We start from the raw sequence: 18829 nt of genomic DNA, 5'->3' as shown, positions 1-18829 counted from the left end.
AAAGTTCACAGGAAATGGAATCCAATTAAGTATGACTATCATTCATAAAAATTTATCTTGCCACAAGATACATATATTGGTATGATATTGCCCTTCTCTCATTTTCACCTTGACTGAAGTCGACGAATCTACTCGTCCACACACTTATCGGAGGTGCTTCATGCTTTATTTAACTTTGGCTTCAAAAGCTTACAACCGTAATTTGCAATATCGTGGCGCTCATATGCTGCATAATATTGCGAGCGCACTGTTCGGCTACATGTATGCCTCCATCTGGATCGGCATCGGCGAGGGCCGCTCCCTCGGAGAATACGGAATTCAAGGTATGGTCAGCTACATTGCATTTACACAAGCTGCGCTCTGGATTTCGGGATTTATGACTAACGGACTAGGCATCCCCCAATCTGTACGAACCGGTCAGATCTCACTTGATCTTATGCGACCCGTTCATCTATTCCCACATCTTATGAGCAAGGAATGGGGACAAATTACCTATCAATTTTTGTACAAATCTATCCCTATCTACGCCATTTACCTTCTCGTATTCTCACTTCGAGTCCCCAATCACTGGTCTTCCATTCTTTATTGTATCTTAGGTTTGATTAGTGCTGCCTATCTAGCTATCTGTATGAACTATCTCATCGGTGTAACTGCACTGTGGACGACCGAATCCAATTGGCTACATTGGACAAATCATGCCATGATCACGTTGCTTGCTGGCTTTTTCATTCCACTCGAATGGTTGCCGTCTTGGCTGCAAACCATTAGTTGGCTATCACCTTATCCCTTCCTGTTATATGTTCCAACTCGTATTTATCTTGGTTTCGAAGATGGATCTCTCCTGCTTGGTTCGTTATTCTGGTGCATATTCCTAACCTTTTTGTGTCTCATTGTCACTAGCATCTTGCGCACCAAAGTGGAGGTACAGGGCGGATGAATGACCATTTCTTATTTAGAATGTATACGATTCTTATCTGGACCAGCTTGAAAAGCCGGATGCAATATAAATTTAATTTTCTACTATCGTCCTTCCTAGCCGCTCTCATTCAAATCGCTGAATTTTTGATGATCGCCATCGTGCTTAATAAATTTGGTGCCGTTAAAGGCTGGTCATTGTATGAAGTTGGCTACCTATTTGGCGTCATGACACTTTCCAAAACCATTTATCGCACTTTCGCTAACGATGTACATCACCTTGAGAATTATTTAGTTAGTGGTGATCTAGACCAGCTTCTCACTAGACCCATCCCTATATTACTAGCACTCATGTCGCAAAACTTCCGACTAATGCTTGGTGAGCTTCTGCAAGGAGGAGCTATTCTATGCTGGTCAATGATTGGTCTTATTCATGCTGGTCAGATTACTTGGGTAGCCATTCCACTTACGCTTTTCATTATTAGTACAGGTGCTGTCATTCTGTTCTCAATTGGTCTGGCTACGGCAACGATCGGTTTCTGGCTTACACGTATCTCTGAGCTACAAACACTCACAGAAGATGCTTCGCATACCGCGGCGAGGTATCCGCTTACCATCTATCCGAGTTGGCTGAAATCTATGCTACTTGTCGTGATTCCTGTGGGCTTCGTTAACTATGTACCTTCACTATTTATTCTGCGAGGTGAACTAGGAGGCTGGATTCTCTTCGGAGTGGCAGGCATTGCTATGATTTGCTTAATTGCCGCTTTACGATTCTGGACGTTCGGATTGACGAAATATCAAAGTACGGGAAGTTAACGGAGAAGGAGGATATCATGTCTACTAAATCACCTATTATACAAGTTAAGAATATAAGTAAAAGCTTCCACACCCCTGTTGTGCAAGAAGGTCGTTTCTCAGGGCTCAGGACACTGTTCTCCAAACAATATCATATAAGAGAAGCGGTACGTAGCATTAACTTCACTATTGATCAAGGAGATTTCATAGGTTATATCGGTCCTAATGGTGCTGGTAAATCGACAACCATTAAGATGCTAACTGGCATTCTCCATCCAACATCTGGAGAAGTTCGTATTCATGGTGTGAATCCCCATCGTGATCGTCGCTCTGTAGTTCAACGGTTAGGTGTCGTCTTCGGACAACGTAGCCAGCTTTGGTGGGATCTACCAGTAAAGGACTCCTATGACATCCTAGCACACATGTACAAAGTAGACCCCAAGGACAAAATGAAGAGATTAGGTACATTAGCAGAATTGCTAGATCTAGAAGAGTTCTGGGCGACACCCGTTCGCAAGCTATCACTGGGTCAACGCATGCGAGCTGATATTGCCGCAGCTATGATTCATGACCCAGACATCCTATTCCTGGATGAACCTACCATTGGTCTAGATATCTCTGCAAAGCGAAACATTAGAGGTTTCCTGAAGACGCTTAATAAAGAATTTGGTAAGACCGTCCTACTCACTACCCATGATATGGACGATATTGAGCAACTATGTGAGCGGGTCATGGTCATTAATCACGGTGAATTAACTTATGATGGAACAATCCAACATCTAAGAAAGAAGATTGGTCTCCCTACTTTAATCACTGTAGCCTTTACTGGCGAATTTCATGTTCCAGTATCGTCGACGCACCCCATAAATATCGTTGAAACCAATGATCACGATGTCACCGTCGAAATTAACAGAGAAGAATTGAATGCTATGGACATTCTTCGTGAGCTGAGCACATGGGGCGAGGTCGAAGATATTCATATGGAGGAACCAGCCTTTGAGGATATTATCCACCGAGTTTATTGAGGACTCACTCCAATGGACTTAGCATCTTGCTTTACCAGTGTTGCTACATTGGGAGTAACATTCGATAACGCCGAACATTCACGAAATGCAAAGTGCTTACAATTCACGCATTTATTACGATCTAATTGGTGCAGAGCGTGATTAATAGCTTCTCCCGTGTGTTCGAAGAAATGTTCTTCTCCTATCAGCTCACACAATCCCGTCTTTCTCAATACTTCCATAGGTTGGGACTGAATACCTGATAGGAGCACCTGTCCCTCATTAGCCTTAGAATATTTCACAATGCTAGCTAATTGTGAGTCACCCGTCGTATCCATGAAAGGTACTTTACCCATTCTCAGTAACACAATTTTAGGGTTCCTATGAATCGTGTCCATGATAGATTTAGCAAATAAACTTGCTGCGCCGAAAAATAATGGACCTTTAATCGTATAGATATTGATTTGTGGACAATCGTGATTTTCGGTTACCATATGTCCCTTCAAATGCTCGTCGACTGCATCGAGATCAGGTAGTACCTTCGTAACTGTCAGAATTTCACTCATTCGCTTCACGAATATAATGATAGCTAACACTAGGCCTATTTCTACTGCTGTTGTTAAGTCTGTAAATACCGTCAATAAAAAGGTAATCAGTAAAATAAGTGAGTCACTTGTTCTTGTTCTTAATACATGCATAAACTCTTTGCGTTCACTCATATTCCACGCCACCAACATTAAGATAGGTGCCATACTGGCTAATGGAATATGAGATGCGTAAGGAGCAAATAATATAAGAACTAAGAAAACAACTACTCCGTGTATAATGCCGGATAATGGAGATACTGCCCCACTTTTAATATTCGTTGCCGTTCGGGCAATAGCCCCGTCGCTGGAATCCCCCCAAACAATGGCGTCACCATATTAGCGATCCCTTGCCCAATAAGTTCACGGTTACTATTATGACGACTTCCCGACATGCTATCCGCAACGACAGCTGATAACAAAGATTCAATACTACCCAGCATAGCAATAAGAAAGGCTGGACCTATGAGGTTCTGTACAGTACCCCATGTTATATTTGGTATATGAAATTGAGGAAGTGAACTCGGAATAGCACCGAAGGAAGATTCAATGGTAGCTACATGTCCTTCAAAAAATATAGCTGCAACTACACTCGATATCACAAGACCAACCAACGAACCTGGAATCTTTGGTAGAAATTTAGAAGTTAGTAAGATAACTGCGAAGCAAAGGGCTGCAGTAATGACACTGTATGAGTTAATAGTCGTGATATGCATAACGATTTCCTTCATATTAGGCAGGAAATTCTCATGGCTCTTTAATCCCTGTAGTCCTAACAATTTGGCTATCTGACCACTGAAGATAATTACAGCAATACCTGCAGTAAACCCGACCGTAACCGGCTTAGGTATAAACTTAATGAGCACCCCTAGTTTAAATACACCCATGAGTACTAGAATCATCCCTGCCATGAAACCAGCAACCAATAAATTTTCATATCCATATTGGATAACTATAGCGAAAATAATAGGAATAAATGCACCCGTTGGTCCCCCAATTTGAAATTTGGATCCACCCAACAGAGAAATGATAATTCCAGCAATGATCGTTGTATAAATCCCATATTCCGAATTCACTCCAGCAGCAATAGCAAATGCCATCCCTAGTGGAATGGCGATAATCCCCACGATCAGTCCAGAGATAAGGTCTTTCCGTAACATTGATTTATTATAACCCTCGAACCTTCCTGTCCACTTCATCCCATGTACCTTCTTTTTCTAATATTTGAATATTTGATTATTTGAATATATAGAAAACAATACGCCTATCAGTTGATCATGTCAAACACAAAAATCACCAAAAAAGGCGACCCCTAGCGTTACTTAAGGATCTCCCCGTCCGAAGATTTATGTCTCTTTCCGTATACCTTCTAGTAGTGAGATAGCATCAACAAGGTGATTATCAAAAATTTGCTTAGCAACCGTCAACAAATCTTTAATTAGTGGATCTCGTAAAGAATAAATAACAGAGGTGCCATCCTTCAATCCGTATACGACATTTCTATTTCTTAATACAGCCAATTGCTGAGATACAGCAGAACCTTCAGACCCTAAAATAATTTGTAGCTCATTAACATTCTTATCCCCTTCACATAGGACTTCAAGGATTCGAATTCTCATGGGATGCGCTAAGGCTTTGAAGAAATCAGCTTTAAATTGTTGTATATCTTGATTCATATTCATTGCTCCTTAGTCGCCTTAGTAACTTATATTATTCATGATGTAAACACTACATTATCATAGCATATATGATTTTGCCATGAACATAATAATACACCCTTCCAGTACTTCGATACACGAACCAGACCCACCTCTATAACTATTTTCAAAAAAATACGGCGCCTACACTTAGACGTCGTCTCAATAGATTTTGATTAAACACGACATGTACAAGACAAAAAAACGGCAATTGAACTATTGTTCAATTGCCGTTCACTTATTCAATTAGAACCTAACGTAACTTAACTTTCTAAGTCTATTCTCTTTAACAGAGCGTCTACAATCCCGCTTTTACCGATTGGCTCTGTCTAGAGATAACGAATAATGCGCCCCATATAAGAACGAATCCTAAAATTTGAGCACTCGTAATAATCTCTTGAAATACAATCCAGTTAATCAGGACACCGACCATAGGGAAGCTTAATTCCGCAAATGTAGCTACCGAAGCCTTGGTCGTTGTTAGTCCCTTATAATATACGAGTAAACTAAGTAATCCGGGCAACAAGGCTTGACCCAATAAATTGAGCGATACTCCCGCAATAGCTAAGGTTCCCGTAGGTAAATTCCAAGCTGCTCCTTCACTCCATGTAATAGCAAATAACAGAGGTAAAGCCAATATGAAGCGTAATGAAGTCACCGTCTCGTATTTCATTTGTCCAACCATTAAACGTCCCATAACCGTTGAACCACCCCATAGAGCTGCTGCACCAAGTGAGAATAAACTACCCACTTGAACAAATTCATTCCAATGACCAAATGGCACTTTAAAACCAAACGTCAGTAAATACGTTCCCACAAGAGCTAAAATGAACAAAACGGAAAAGTGTCGTGGCAATCTCTCTTTCAATAACATTCTAGCCAAGATAATGGCAAACAATGGCTGTAATTTCTGAAGTAACAATACAGCATTGATATTACCATCAACCAATCCCTTCGTGAACAATATCGTTGCAAACGCTGAACCACCCCATGATAAAAAGAGTAATGCAGCAACATGCTTCATTCCAAGTCCCCGGAGTTCACTGCGCTGTCTCCACAATATTGGAGCAACAAATAGCACAATAATAATATGCTCAAGTAATACAATTTGCGTTGAAGTAAGTGACTTCAACAATATAATCCTAAATAAAGGATCAACACCCCAGAGCGCAGCCCCCAATACAACTAACCAGAAGCCACTACTGCTCCCCTTTTCTTTTGGTAATGATAGCTTCTTTTGTACATTTACACTTTCGTTATCCATATCCCTATCCCCTTAGCCTGAATATGGGGTTCTTATGCGGAAAGCCCCCGTTTCATCGACACTAATCGATAGAAGCGGGGGCTGATCAAATAAGCTTGTAGGGAATTTAAATTCCACAACATGCCAATCTCTTGATCTTCTCCCATCCGGACTTTACCGTCGGCCTTGGAATCTCACCAAGTCAGTCACCATTTCTTATTCAAAATGGCGAGTCGCGGGCTTAAGTTCATTCAAAGATAGAAGGACTTTCACCGCCGGTTAGGAATTTCACCTACCCCGAAGATCCATATTCATAATGTTTAAAATGTGATGTTTCAATTCTAAGCTAATAATACTACGTTATCTTATCTTACTCTGTTACAATAGTCACATTCACTTTATAAAATGACGTATTTTAAGCAAATTCATTGATTTGCATTCATTATACAATAAAACTACAAAACTTGTCGAAGATTAAATCCAATGAAGAAATCTTTGTTTTATCAAAACCTTAACTTCATATCTTCCAGTTATAACAATAAAAAGACTTAATACTTGTACTAAGTCTCATTCATTCTTATAATAAGCTCTCAATATCCTGCTCCATATCAATGGTATCTGTCATGGCTTCAAAACGATGAATCACGTTACCATTTCTATCTAATAAGAATTTAGTGAAATTCCATTTAATAGAATCGCCATGCATATACTCTGGCACTTTCTCATTGATGACTGAAGTTAATAGCTTAGATACAGGATGAAAAGGATTAAATCCTTTAAACGGCTTAACCGCTGTCAAATAGTTAAACAATGGATGAGCATGCTCATCTCTCACATTCAACTTTTCAAACATAGGAAACGTTACCCCGTAATTCAACTTACAAAAAGTTTTAATTTCTTCATTGTTACCAGGTTCTTGATCATCAAAATGGTTGGAAGGAAACCCTAATACCACAAATCCTTTGTCTTTATAGCGATCATATAATTTTTGTAAATCTTCATACTGATAAGTAAATCCACATTTACTGGCCGTATTTACAATCAATACAACCTTTCCTTTAAAGGCTTCTAATGAACTAACTTGACCATTCATTCCCACAGCTTGAAAATTAAAATCATAAATACTCATCTTAGTTTTCCTCTTATTCATATGTAATAGTTTATTGTTACTATGTTTATTCTAATCGAAATCATGATTAAAGTCATGATTTCGATTAGATAAATTAAACCTCAAACCATGAGATGAATCGACTACAGAGTTGCTTCAATCTTCTTATTCTTCTCAACAAAGCGCTCATTATGAGAAGATACATACGCCACCTTAGAGGCTTCGGGATCCATATATAATTTAGCACTGTTCAAAGCTAGTGCTCCATCGACGAAAGTCCCTGCAATCAGCCGTACTTTGCTAGGATGACTTACAAAATCACCTGCAGCAAATATCCCAGGTATGTTTGTCTCCATCTTGTCGTTTACCACAAGTAAATCATCTTGAATATTTAGTCCCCAATCGAGTATCGGACCATAATCACACCTCATACCATGATTGATGATGACATGATCAACATCAAATCGGATAACTTCCTCAGTCTCCATGTGCGTGACTGACACCTGATCAATTGATGTTCCATTTCCATGTAACTGAGTCAATGCGTAGGGTGTCCGTACGTCTACAGAGGACTGCTTCATCTTAAGCACGTTAAATTCATGCCCCCCGAATCGATCCCGACGATGTACAACGGTGACACTTGCAGCAATCGGTTCCAATTCATTCGCCCAGTCAACTGCTGAATTACCGCCTCCTGAGATAAGGACATGCTTCCCACGGAAACCTTCTAGCTCTTGTACGGTGTAGTGTAGATTGGTTACTTCATAACGATCCGCACCCTCGATATCTAACTTTTGCATGGTCAAGATACCATATCCAACGGTCAGAATAACCGTTCGAGTCAAGTGCTTCTCCCCCGTTGCGGCAGTCAATAGAAAATTTCCATCAGCTAACTTATCGAGTTTCGTAATCTGCTGGTTTAAGCATACGGTTGGATCAAACGTTCTTGCTTGCTCATCCAGCTGTGAGATTAGCTTCTCTCCCATAATGGGAGTAACCCCCCCAACGTCCCAGATGATTTTCTCAGGATATATAAGAATACGTCCTCCCAGCTCAGGTCCGTACTCAATCAATTTTGTCTTTAGATCACGCATACCGCTATAGAAGGCAGTGTACATTCCTGCGGGGCCTCCACCGATAATAGTAACATCAAACAGTTCTAATCCTTCAGTCATGACAATTCCTCCAATATGATTTATCGATTTACAAACGTATTTTCATGAACCTTTCCGTCATATATCAAAATTGAATTGAGCACGATGTAATCTACTATACATACCACCAGCCGCTAGCAATTCTGTATGATTTCCTTGTTCGGTAATGCCCTCTTCTGTAACGACAACAATGCGATTGGCATTCTTGATCGTTGCTAGGCGATGTGCGATGACTAATGTAGTGCGACCCTCTGATAGTTCAGCAAGGGATTCTTGAATAGCTGCTTCTGTCTCCGTATCCAGCGCTGAAGTGGCTTCATCGAGAATAAGAATAGGAGGATTCTTAAGGAACATTCGTGCAATCGAAAGCCGCTGCTTCTGTCCACCGGATAATTTCACGCCGCGCTCACCAATTAGCGTATCCAGCCCTTCATTCTGTGACAGAATAATTTCCTCCAATTGTGCACGTTTCGCTGCAGTCCAAATCTCTGCCTCCGTTGCGTCGAGCTTACCATAAGCAATGTTCTCTCGAATGGTTCCATCGAATAAGAACACATCTTGCTGCACAATCCCAATTTGCTTACGCAATGATTCGAGCTTCATCTGCCTTATATCCATACCATCCACTATGATACTTCCAGATTTGACATCGTAAAAGCGCGGTAACAAACTACATATCGTGGTCTTACCCGCTCCCGAGGGTCCAACAAATGCTACGGTTTCCCCAGCTTGAATGTTTAAGCTAATATCTCTCAATACATCTTCTTTGTTCTCATAACCAAAGGTCACATTTTTAAATTGAATGTCACCTTTCAGATGATCAACATAGACTGCATCGGAACGATCAGCCACATCCGGCTCTGTTTCAAGTAAATCGTTGTATCGTCTGAAGCCTGCAATTCCTTTGGGATACATCTCAATAACTTGGTTAATCATTCGAATAGGATCTAAGAACACATTGGATAACAATACAAAAGCAATAAATTCACCATGTGTCATATGTCCTTCTATGACAAACCAAGTACCACAACCGAGAACAAATAAAGAAACGGAGCGCATAAGTATGTAACTTAGTGATGAATTCAAAGCCATAATGCGATAAGCAATCGACTTCGTCTGACGGAAACGCTCGTTATTGACAGCAAAGCGACTTTTCTCATGAGTCTCATTCGAGAATGCTTGAACGACACGAATACCACTTACGTTGTTCTCAACACGAGCATTAAAGTCAGCAATATCCGCAAACATACGGTTAAAGGCACGTGTCATTTTTTTACTGAAATAAATAGATAAATAAATAAGTAAGGGAACAATCACGAAAGTAAGCACTGCCAGCTGCCAATTGATAGATAACATTAAAGAGAACGCACCCACCAACGTCATTACAGCAATGAATAAATCCTCAGGACCATGGTGAGCAATCTCTCCAATATCCATCAAATCATTCGTCATTCTGGATACAAGATGCCCTGTCTTCGTATTATCAAAAAATCGAAAAGAAAGCTTCTGAACATGATCAAACAACTTTTTTCTCATATCTGTTTCAATGTTTATGCCTAACATATGGCCCCAATAGGAAACCACATAATGCAGTACAGAACTCACTACATAAATAGCTAACAAGACGACACACGCCCATATAATGACGCTCCAGTCCCCGCCCGGAAGATAATCATCTAATACCCTATTTACAGCAAGGGGGAAGACTAATTCAAGAATAGCTGCAAAAATTGCACAACCGAAATCTAATATGAAAAGCCCTCTATAAGGCCGATAGTATGAAAAAAACCGACGTAGCACGTTGCACCTACTTTCTATATATTTTAAAAAAAAGGTTGAAATAGGCTAGCCCTTTGTCCGTGAGAGTAAGTAGAGAAAGTAAGGTGCACCAATGACTGCAACGACAATCCCCGCTGGAACCTCAGACGGACGTATAACCCAACGACCCAGAGTATCGGCTACAATAACAAGAAAACCACCAATTAAAGCTGATGCAGGAAGTAGTGCCTGATGCCGAGGTCCAACAAGTCTTCTCCCTAAATGAGGAGCAATCAGACCGACAAAACCTATACCCCCACTAACGGATACACAAGAACCGGCAAGACCCACTGCAGCGGCTAGTAGCAATAAACGTTCTTTTTCGACTCTCGTTCCAAGGCCCTGAGCCATTTGATCCCCCAGACTCAAGACATTAAGTACGCGAGCTTTTGACATAACGTAAGGGATTAATATGACGATCCACGGTAGCAAAGCCAGAACAAACTTCCAAGTCGATCCCCAGATACTACCTGCCATCCAAGTAGCCACGGTCTGATATTGATCAGGTCTTAGATTTAGAGTAAGTACAATGGTAACTGCACTAATTCCAGCAGCCACTGCTATTCCAGTTAATAACAACCGTGAAGGAGATATTCCTTCATGACGCTTATAGGAAAGTGTGTATATTAACATGGCTGTCAACCCTGCACCAAGCAAAGCTAGAACTGGCAATAAGAAAGTGGGTGCAGCAGTCGTTGTTGGATAAAAGGAAATAAACAGCATGACTACTAGCCCTGCTCCTGCGTTAATCCCCAGAATACCAGGATCAGCCAGTGCATTACGTGAAATTCCTTGTAAAATACAACCTGAGACAGCAAGTCCTGCTCCGACAAGGACAGAAATAACAATCCGTGGAAGTCTAAATTCAAATAGAATAAGTTCTTGTTTATCTGTACCATATCCAAATAAAGTACGTAACAATTCCATCGGTGAAAGCCTGATGAACCCTGTATTCATACTGATCATAAACGCAATAATAATGAGTGCACTAAATATCGAGATGACTGTTATATCACGAACTTTCTTTCGGCGATCTGCTGATAATGTTTGCGATTCAATAGATGACATTTATAATGCTCTCCTTTCTTTACGTGCAAGATAAAGGAAGAACGGTACGCCAATCAGAGCAATTAACGCTCCAATAGGTGTCTCATAGGGTGGATTAATAATACGTGCTGTTAAATCTGCTAACATTACAAGCAGACTCCCCAACACAGCTGAACAAGGTATAATCCAGCGATAATCAACACCTACAAGCATACGTGTCAAGTGAGGGATAATCAGTCCTACAAAACCAACCACACCGACAACCGATACAGCCGAACCTGCTAATATTAGAACGATTATCGCTCCAAGTAATTTGACTAATTTGGTTCGTTGACCAAGTCCTGCTGCAATATCGTCCCCGAGGCTAAGGAGTGTAATGGAGGGAGATAGCATAATCGCACCTATAATTGCCCCTCCAACCCAAGGAAACATAATTTTGAGCTGTAACCAAGTCGTTCCAGCTACTCCGCCGGCATACCAAAAAGCCAAATCTTGTCCAATACGGAAATATAACTGAATACCTTCACTTAACGCAGACAATAAAGCACTAACCGCTGCTCCTGCAAGAACAAGACGAATTGGACTCAAACCTGTTCTAGAGAATGATCCTACGCCATAGACAAGCCCTGCTCCAAGTGCTGCCCCGAGAAATGAAAACATAATTAAATACAAAAAGGGTAGACCTGGCGCAAAAGCAAAACAGAGCGCAAGCGCAAATCCTGCTCCTGAGTTTAATCCAAGAAGCCCGGAATCAGCTAATGGATTTCGTGTCATTCCTTGCATAATTGCACCTGCTACTGCAAAACAGGCACCTACCATGGCTCCGCCAAGAACACGTGGAAAACGTAAATCCTGTATAATTTGATGCTGCGTTAATTCAGGATTAAAGTGGAAAATAGCATCCCACACGACTGACAATTTAATATCCGCTGCTCCTAACGAGATACACAGACCTATCCCAAATACTAGCGCAATCATTCCACCAACTAATATTAACGTTGCCGCCCATGGACGAGATGGATATTTTACAGCTGATGGTTTCTCTACTTCTTCGCCTGCTTTTATTGAGTATTGCATTTATTTCTCCCTTTCTAAATCCAATGATATTGATTATCATTCGCATACTTATCTATATTATATATAATATCAAGATTTGGCAATGGACAAATGTCACTTTTTTCTTGTACAAAATGTTGGATGACAACAATGCCTCTAATCCATTGGTCTATTGGAGATATAAAGAAGATGCTTTGTTATTGTTCAAATCGAGATGTATAATGTTCCTTACATCAAAGCATTATTTTCTATATTTAGATATAAGGAGAGATACACATGGAATACTCAGCAGATCAAGTGGCTGAATGGATGCTTAATGAAGTAAAGTCTTCTGGGAGGTTAGATCAGACTGAAGCCGTTTCTCATATTCTAGCTAACTTCGGTGAAGCATTTATTTATGTTAACGAGAATGGGAACCCATCCATTTCTAAAGATGCCAAAAAGGCATTTAAAAAGTTACATGGAGGTAAAGCAGCATGGGATCGGGAAGGTTTCTTCTGGTATTGGACTTAACATGACCTTCATGAGATAACCATATTAAAGCCGATCTGTGGGGTTCATTCCTACGGATCGGCTTTATTAGTATATCGTCATTCTATTTACATCCAGACCTCTTGTAGTGCAGACCGGAATAAGGCATCCAATTGTTCTTTATGTTCACTTTTTGCGGTAAGCATTCTAGGTGCCAATGCTTCATAGTAGGCTATACGTTCTTCCAGAAATTCATTAAGAACTTCTATTCTTGGTTCATAATCCATTTCATCTCCTGCCTTTTTGCGCACAAGGAGATTCTCAATGGCTGCACTCAGTTCACTATTCTTGGGAATACATTCATCAACTAATCGATCAAATTCCATCGGTGGCATGGTATGATGATGTTCGATCCATTGACATCCTAGAATCGGACGCAGCACGTAAAAGTATTTTTTGATTTTGACCTGTTCCCCTTGAAGATAATCTCTATAATTCCCTTTCGCCATATGGAGATAATGTTGCATACTGGTTCGTGAGGAATAAATAAAGTAACACATCTCGCGAATCTGCTCAGCGATCGAAGTCGTTTCCAAGTACAGAATCGGAGACTGTAGCCACTCCAGCAAGGGCGGGTTCGATTTTTTAAGCAGATAAAGTGCCTTCTTGAGATCCCAACCATTAATATCCAGCATATTGCTAATGGGCTGTTCAATAACATCTCTTTTATCAAAAATAGATAAGTACCATTCTACGGGGCGCACATATATGAAACGAACATCGTAATCGCTATCCTTTGATGGAAATCCCCATGCCCGGCTCCCAGACTCACAAGCATATATGATCTTAACGGATTCTTCCTCTTCTATCTTTCTCAATTGTTGCATAATATGTTGCTTCATAATCGGCATATTCATCTCCTCCATTTAACTTCATCGCATCTATACTTTTCTAGTACCTTATCTTCTTCTGCACTTATCATCGCTTATTCAAGCGTAAACGAACATGGCAAAAGTATGGCGATAAATAATAATTTTGGGTACTTACGACGGCAGCCCTGTTACAATGAGAAGATATTATTCATCTGCATTACAATCGGAGGTTGACATGGCTAAGGAAAGCTTTGATAAAGAGATTCAATTTCTACGTATGCTTGTCCTAACAAGTGGGGCTTATAGTCGCCAACAATTCGCGGATCGTCTCGGTATTTCTGTCCATACTTTTGATAAAACAATCCGTAAATTAAAAGAAATCAACCATAGTATGTCTCAACAGCTCCCTAATGAACAAAGCTTAGAACTAGCGGAAGCCATTCGTTTAGATTACTATGATTCTGCCGATCCTATGCTCTTATTTCTATTTCGTGCGAAGTCCCTCAAGGAGTCTGAGAGCCAAAGAATCTCTATGCTCTTAGCTGCCTTACACAATCACAACGCATTAACGGCTATGGAACTTTTAGATCTATGTTGTGGTAGCTTATCCGCCGACTCTGCTCAACCGGATGAGAAAACAATACGTAAAGACCTCAAATATTTAGAAGAGGTTGGCGTGATTGTAAGAGAATCTGGCATACGCCCCCATAGATATCGAATTCAGAATGATCTGATTCAGGCACTGTCTGAGGATGAACTGATCGATCTATTCGATTTTGTCGATGTGATGGCTAATACACAGGTTCCCTCCGTACAAGGTTATTTACTCCGTGATAGCTTGAAGAAGAACGTGGCACAACTCCATACCGAGAAGCAGGCTATACAACCTTTTTTATATAAGTACCACTACTATTCACGTATTTTGGATGAGGCTCATCTATTTATACTTTTGGATGCGATCCACAACCATCGTAAAATAAAGTTTCTATACTTCTCCCCTAAGTCTGAGAAAAGTTATGCTTCCAAAAATACCAACCCGATCTTCGAACGCGAGACAAAGGGACGTGAAGAGTTAACGCTCCCCCTGAAGGTAGTATACGACCATCAATATGGAAGGTGGTACTTACTCTCTCATGACTCACGTCAGGGGATTAGGAAATATCGCTTAGAGGGCATGACTCAGATTGGAGAAGACATACAGGTCTCTGAACAATTATTTGATGCTGTGTACAAGAAATTAGAGGAGAAGATTCAATACAGTTGGTTAATTGATACAGGCCACTCAATCACGGTTCGCGTTCGCTTCTTTAATCCTGGATTATCACAACCAAACTTTATTAAAGAACGTGTGTTGTTGCAGGGGCAATGGGGACAAATTGTAGAAGAAGATGAACAATCCTTCATCTATGAAATTGTTGTCAATGGCTCCAACGAGATCAAACCTTGGCTCCGTAGTTTCGGGTCTAGCTGTGAAATATTAGAGCCACCTTTGCTACGAAGTGAAATGATCGCCGAATGGAAGGAGCTTCAATCGTATTATGAATCTATTTGAGAAAATATTTAACTATCAGATTATCTCTCGTCTAGATGATTCCGGTACCTTCATGATCACCTCACAGGAGAGAGCATGGCTTAAGACCATGCTTGAACATCCAGCGGCAACGGCAGCTTTTCCTGAGAGTACGTTACATAAATTGAAGAACGTTCTAGAACAAGACTCTACCCTTGATTTCAAAGAACATTTCATAGAAAAAGGTCGCAGTATAGAGAAGCATGTCTACCATCCCCTTCTACGTTCTTGTCGCCGATTCATTCTGAACAAGAGTAGTATCGTCATCACTTATCGTTTGAAGGGCGGAAGCACCACTTCAGCGCAGAACGGAGTTCCCTATAAATTAGAATATTCCATGGTCAAAAAAGAATGGTACCTACTGTGGTACCATCTTAGACATCGTTCGCTGATGAACACGAGACTTGACCACATCGTATCGGTGTCAGAACAATCTACTTCACCTGAGGTACTTGTCCAAGCCTTCACGAACATTCAACAGATTTTGGATAAGCTTAAAGATCAAGTCATACTTGAGGTCGTCAACACCTACAATCAAGAATTATCCCGTATCTTGTATGCCTTCTCCTGCTTCGAGAAGGAAGTCATCTATGATGCAACTGAACAAATATATACAATCTGCTTAAGCTTTATAGCGAATGAGCGTGAGTATGTTCTATCCAAAATTCGTTTCCTCGGTAAAAGAGTACGTATCATCGAAGGCGATTATTTGAAGAAACGCATGCTAGAATCTTCGAGAAAGGCACTTGAAAGGTATCGCATCACCTCACCTCCCATCAAGGATCAGCATGTGTCATCCCCAATGGACGGTAATCGTTTACCCATGAAATACTAGAGATTTTCTATGTTCTAATATTTATAAAAAAGGGGTATAGCCACCTTGTGGCTATACCCCTTACATATTTATGTTATTTAAAAGCAGGTACTGCTATTTCCCCGTAATTATCCTCGAAGAACTTTTTCACTTCCGGACTTGTCATACGCTTCGCAAGCTTCTGAATAGGTTCGGAGTCTACATTGTCCTTACGCGCTACCAGAGTAATTACGAAATCAGAATCGTCGCCTTCTGTGATTAACGCATCTTTCTTAGGTGTTAAATTAAGAGGCTTAGCATAAGCTGGAGTCATAGCCACTAGATCCACATCATCTAGTGTACGTGCCAGCATCAACAAATCGACTTCCTTGAATTTGAACTTTTTCACATTCTCTGTGATGTCCGCTTGTGTCGCGTTAATTCCCACGCCTTCTTTTAACTTAATAAGTCCATTCTTCTCGAACATAACAAGTGAACGTCCGATATTGGATGGATCGTTAGCGATAGCAATCGTTGCACCTTCTGGTAAATCTTCAATGTTCTTATACGTTTTAGAATAAGCACCATACACCGCATTGTAAATAGGTTGCACCCCAACCAATTCTGATTTATTAGCCTCGTTATATTGGTTCATATAAGGAACGTGTTGAAAAAAGTTAGCATCCACTTCTTTATTAGCCAAAGCGTTGTTAGGCTGTACATTATCGGATAGAACAACGATCTCTAGGTTAATACCATCTTCCTTCAATAGAGGCTTAACAAGCTCCAATACCTCTGTCATTGGCGGAATGAGGCTAGCTACTTTCAATGTAGTCTCTTCACTGGTTGTCGGAGTATTCTTACTTTCCTCCGCTTGCTTCTCATTATTTCCACAACCCGCTGCAACTAGCATAAGTACAACAACTAACATCATCATTATTTTTCTATTCATCTTTATATTCCCCCATAAATTATCTCTTATCGAGCCGTCTCGCAATATAACTACCTGCAAACTGAATGACCTGCACCAATATAATCATAATGATGATAGTAAATACCATAATCTTCGTTTCAAACCGTTGGTACCCATAACGAATAGCGAAATCGCCAATTCCACCACCACCAACTATCCCCATCACCGTTGAGTAAGAGATGAAACTGATAATAGAAGTCGTTAAACCTAACATGAGTCCCGAGCGAGCCTCAACATACATAAATTTAACGATAATCTGAAAGGTTGATGCTCCCATTGATGAAGCTGATTCGATCACACCTCTTGGAACCTCTAGAAGTGACTGCTCCACTAACCTCGAATAATAGGCAATCGCCATTATGGATAACGGCACCGAAGCCGCAAGCGTACCTAGCGCTGTTCCAACGACAATTCGCGTAAATGGAATTAAAAAAACGACGAGTAAAAGAAATGGGAATGACCTAACAACGTTGACTATGATATTCAAAATACCATAGAGCAACCCATTCTCGTACAGCTGACCTTTTCGCAACAAATATAGAAAAGTACCTAATGGAAGTCCTATTAAAATAGCTGCAACAATGGATATCCCCACCATAGCAAAAGTCTCTCCTATAGCCTTCCATATTTCAGACTGATACTGCATGATATATTCAACCATGGGATTGATCCACCACTCTAGTCTCGACTAGACGTCCTAATTCCATAACCGATACGTTGTGACACATGTTGCGGACGACCTCCATTTCATGTGTTACGATAACAATAGTGAGTCCGAAATTCTGGTTGAGCTGTTTCAGCACATCCAAAATCCCCTCTGTCGTACTTGGGTCCAAAGAGGATGTAGGTTCATCACATAACAATACTTTAGGACGATTCGCAAGTGCTCTGGCAATCGCCACTCGCTGCTTCTCTCCTCCACTTAATTGTGAAGGATATTGCTTCGCCTTATGCTGTAGGCCCACAAATTCTAAGAACTCACTCACACGTTCCACACGTTCACGCTTCGGTAATCCAGTTAATTCAAGTGGTATGGAGACATTTCCGCTAACCGTCTTATTGCTCACCAAATTAAATCCCTGAAAGATCATCCCGATATTCCTGCGAGCTTCACGAAGCTCCTTCTCAGTCATATTAGTCAAATCCTCATTACCTACTACAACACTACCCGTGTCCGGCTTCTCCAATAAATTAATCATCCGTAACAGAGTCGATTTACCCGCACCACTTGTTCCAATAATTCCATGAATCTCGCCTTCCTTTACTTGAAGAGACACAGAATTGACAGCTTGGAAGTGGCTAGTTGAACTCACGAAAGTTTTACTTACCTGATGCAACGAAATCACGGAGAGTTCCTCCTTTATCTACTGCTGGTACTTATGTGGTGTCAGGACAAAAATAATCATACCACAGGTTTAGGCATAATTGTGATACAGAATCGATATTTATTCCCACATGTCGCTTTACATATGGGAATTTCGTGTTATATTCTTAACAGAACTAATTGAATACAGCCTGTTTTTTCACTAGGGGAGTCTAACGACTGAGACGAGCTTTTAAGCTTCGGACCCTTGGAACCTGATCTGGATTATACCAGCGGAGGGAAGTGGAACGAAATCTTCACATCATGCAATGCATAGAATTGCTTGACTGAACTTTTTGGCCCACTCATTTCCTTGTGGAAATGGCTGGGTCTTTATTGTTTTACAAGGATTGTGTTGCTATT

General features: G+C 40.7%; 17 protein-coding genes, 1 pseudogene and 2 riboswitches. Of the genes and pseudogenes, 6 read left to right on the top strand and 12 right to left on the bottom strand.

What is annotated here, in order from left to right; all coding sequences use genetic code 11:
- The first annotated feature begins 160 nt into the window (after positions 1 to 160).
- From UB51_RS01215 to UB51_RS01205, 3 genes are read left to right on the top strand one after another with little or no spacing between them, the layout of a single operon-like run.
- Entirely contained in the window at positions 161 to 937 is a 777-nt protein-coding gene (locus tag UB51_RS01215) for an ABC transporter permease (RefSeq protein WP_044875720.1), read from the top strand.
- Positions 934 to 1734 carry an ABC transporter permease gene (locus tag UB51_RS01210; protein WP_044875719.1) on the top strand — a complete coding sequence of 267 codons (801 nt, stop codon included), beginning with the start codon at positions 934 to 936 and terminating at the stop codon, positions 1732 to 1734. Before UB51_RS01215 ends, UB51_RS01210 begins: the two co-directional genes overlap by 4 nt.
- Before the next feature lie 35 nt (positions 1735 to 1769).
- Entirely contained in the window at positions 1770 to 2738 is a 969-nt protein-coding gene (locus UB51_RS01205; RefSeq protein WP_044879814.1) for an ABC transporter ATP-binding protein, read from the top strand.
- Here the strand turns inward: UB51_RS01205 and UB51_RS01200 are convergent.
- From UB51_RS01200 to UB51_RS01165, 8 genes and pseudogenes are all read right to left on the bottom strand, one after another.
- A pseudogene (locus UB51_RS01200) lies at positions 2732 to 4500 on the bottom strand (SulP family inorganic anion transporter). The gene UB51_RS01205 and the pseudogene UB51_RS01200 sit on opposite strands and share 7 nt — an antisense overlap.
- 147 nt (positions 4501 to 4647) lie before the next feature.
- Complete coding sequence (locus tag UB51_RS01195; protein ID WP_044875718.1) at positions 4648 to 4977, bottom strand: ArsR/SmtB family transcription factor; 330 nt, start codon at positions 4975 to 4977, stop codon at positions 4648 to 4650.
- A 319-nt stretch (positions 4978 to 5296) separates the two neighbouring features.
- Entirely contained in the window at positions 5297 to 6262 is a 966-nt protein-coding gene (locus UB51_RS01190) for a DMT family transporter (RefSeq protein WP_044875717.1), read from the bottom strand.
- A 130-nt stretch (positions 6263 to 6392) separates the two neighbouring features.
- Positions 6393 to 6550, bottom strand: a riboswitch (FMN riboswitch).
- Positions 6551 to 6818: 268 nt separating this feature from the next.
- Positions 6819 to 7370, bottom strand: a complete 552-nt coding sequence (locus UB51_RS01185) for a glutathione peroxidase (protein WP_044875716.1) — start codon at positions 7368 to 7370, stop codon at positions 6819 to 6821.
- 122 nt (positions 7371 to 7492) lie between these two features.
- Positions 7493 to 8524: an NAD(P)/FAD-dependent oxidoreductase gene (locus tag UB51_RS01180; RefSeq protein ID WP_044875715.1), complete on the bottom strand. Its 1032-nt coding sequence runs from the start codon at positions 8522 to 8524 to the stop codon at positions 7493 to 7495.
- Positions 8525 to 8581: 57 nt separating this feature from the next.
- Positions 8582 to 10303, bottom strand: a complete 1722-nt coding sequence (locus UB51_RS01175; RefSeq protein WP_044875714.1) for an ABC transporter ATP-binding protein — start codon at positions 10301 to 10303, stop codon at positions 8582 to 8584.
- Between the two features lie 45 nt (positions 10304 to 10348).
- On the bottom strand, positions 10349 to 11389 hold the full coding sequence (locus UB51_RS01170) for a FecCD family ABC transporter permease (protein ID WP_044875713.1): 1041 nt from the start codon (positions 11387 to 11389) through the stop codon (positions 10349 to 10351).
- Complete coding sequence (locus UB51_RS01165; protein WP_044875712.1) at positions 11390 to 12445, bottom strand: FecCD family ABC transporter permease; 1056 nt, start codon at positions 12443 to 12445, stop codon at positions 11390 to 11392.
- Between the two features lie 255 nt (positions 12446 to 12700).
- Here UB51_RS01165 and UB51_RS01160 point away from each other — a divergent pair, with 255 nt between their 5' ends.
- Entirely contained in the window at positions 12701 to 12937 is a 237-nt protein-coding gene (locus tag UB51_RS01160) for a DUF6953 family protein (RefSeq protein WP_044875711.1), read from the top strand.
- An 86-nt stretch (positions 12938 to 13023) separates the two neighbouring features.
- Here the strand turns inward: UB51_RS01160 and UB51_RS01155 are convergent, their stop codons facing one another.
- Positions 13024 to 13806 (bottom strand): nucleotidyltransferase domain-containing protein, encoded by a 783-nt coding sequence (locus UB51_RS01155; RefSeq protein ID WP_044875710.1) that lies wholly within the window; start codon positions 13804 to 13806, stop codon positions 13024 to 13026.
- Positions 13807 to 14002: 196 nt separating this feature from the next.
- Here UB51_RS01155 and UB51_RS01150 point away from each other — a divergent pair, with 196 nt between their 5' ends.
- Both UB51_RS01150 and UB51_RS01145 read left to right on the top strand, forming a co-directional pair.
- Positions 14003 to 15319 carry a helix-turn-helix transcriptional regulator gene (locus tag UB51_RS01150; protein ID WP_044875709.1) on the top strand — a complete coding sequence of 439 codons (1317 nt, stop codon included), beginning with the start codon at positions 14003 to 14005 and terminating at the stop codon, positions 15317 to 15319.
- On the top strand, positions 15306 to 16172 hold the full coding sequence (locus UB51_RS01145) for a WYL domain-containing protein (RefSeq protein WP_044875708.1): 867 nt from the start codon (positions 15306 to 15308) through the stop codon (positions 16170 to 16172). Before UB51_RS01150 ends, UB51_RS01145 begins: the two co-directional genes overlap by 14 nt.
- A gap of 73 nt (positions 16173 to 16245) precedes the next feature.
- On the opposite strand, the gene UB51_RS01140 is transcribed toward UB51_RS01145, so the two are convergent.
- The 3 genes from UB51_RS01140 to UB51_RS01130 are packed head-to-tail and all read right to left on the bottom strand — an operon-like array spanning position 16246 to position 18449.
- Positions 16246 to 17082, bottom strand: coding sequence for a MetQ/NlpA family ABC transporter substrate-binding protein (locus UB51_RS01140; RefSeq protein ID WP_044875707.1), 837 nt, complete (start codon positions 17080 to 17082; stop codon positions 16246 to 16248).
- Positions 17083 to 17101: 19 nt separating this feature from the next.
- On the bottom strand, positions 17102 to 17764 hold the full coding sequence (locus UB51_RS01135) for a methionine ABC transporter permease (protein ID WP_044875706.1): 663 nt from the start codon (positions 17762 to 17764) through the stop codon (positions 17102 to 17104).
- Positions 17757 to 18449 (bottom strand): methionine ABC transporter ATP-binding protein, encoded by a 693-nt coding sequence (locus UB51_RS01130; RefSeq protein ID WP_052675718.1) that lies wholly within the window; start codon positions 18447 to 18449, stop codon positions 17757 to 17759. The genes UB51_RS01135 and UB51_RS01130 overlap by 8 nt, the downstream gene beginning before the upstream one ends.
- 172 nt (positions 18450 to 18621) lie before the next feature.
- Positions 18622 to 18725, top strand: a riboswitch (TPP riboswitch).
- The last annotated feature ends 104 nt before the right edge of the window (positions 18726 to 18829 follow it).

The organism is Paenibacillus sp. IHBB 10380 (genome assembly GCF_000949425.1).
Taxonomy (GTDB): Bacteria; Bacillota; Bacilli; order Paenibacillales; family Paenibacillaceae; genus Paenibacillus_AQ.
This window is presented reverse-complemented; position numbering and strand designations above follow the sequence as displayed.

Coding starts and splice junctions, on each gene's coding strand:
- UB51_RS01215 (WP_044875720.1), top strand. CDS start 161: ATGCTTTATTTAACTTTGGCTTCAAAAGCTTACAACCGTAATTTGCAA.
- UB51_RS01210 (WP_044875719.1), top strand. CDS start 934: ATGAATGACCATTTCTTATTTAGAATGTATACGATTCTTATCTGGACC.
- UB51_RS01195 (WP_044875718.1), bottom strand. CDS start 4,977: ATGAATCAAGATATACAACAATTTAAAGCTGATTTCTTCAAAGCCTTA.
- UB51_RS01190 (WP_044875717.1), bottom strand. CDS start 6,262: ATGGATAACGAAAGTGTAAATGTACAAAAGAAGCTATCATTACCAAAA.
- UB51_RS01185 (WP_044875716.1), bottom strand. CDS start 7,370: ATGAGTATTTATGATTTTAATTTTCAAGCTGTGGGAATGAATGGTCAA.
- UB51_RS01180 (WP_044875715.1), bottom strand. CDS start 8,524: ATGACTGAAGGATTAGAACTGTTTGATGTTACTATTATCGGTGGAGGC.
- UB51_RS01170 (WP_044875713.1), bottom strand. CDS start 11,389: ATGTCATCTATTGAATCGCAAACATTATCAGCAGATCGCCGAAAGAAA.
- UB51_RS01165 (WP_044875712.1), bottom strand. CDS start 12,445: ATGCAATACTCAATAAAAGCAGGCGAAGAAGTAGAGAAACCATCAGCT.
- UB51_RS01160 (WP_044875711.1), top strand. CDS start 12,701: ATGGAATACTCAGCAGATCAAGTGGCTGAATGGATGCTTAATGAAGTA.
- UB51_RS01155 (WP_044875710.1), bottom strand. CDS start 13,806: ATGCCGATTATGAAGCAACATATTATGCAACAATTGAGAAAGATAGAA.
- UB51_RS01150 (WP_044875709.1), top strand. CDS start 14,003: ATGGCTAAGGAAAGCTTTGATAAAGAGATTCAATTTCTACGTATGCTT.
- UB51_RS01145 (WP_044875708.1), top strand. CDS start 15,306: ATGAATCTATTTGAGAAAATATTTAACTATCAGATTATCTCTCGTCTA.
- UB51_RS01140 (WP_044875707.1), bottom strand. CDS start 17,082: ATGAATAGAAAAATAATGATGATGTTAGTTGTTGTACTTATGCTAGTT.
- UB51_RS01135 (WP_044875706.1), bottom strand. CDS start 17,764: ATGGTTGAATATATCATGCAGTATCAGTCTGAAATATGGAAGGCTATA.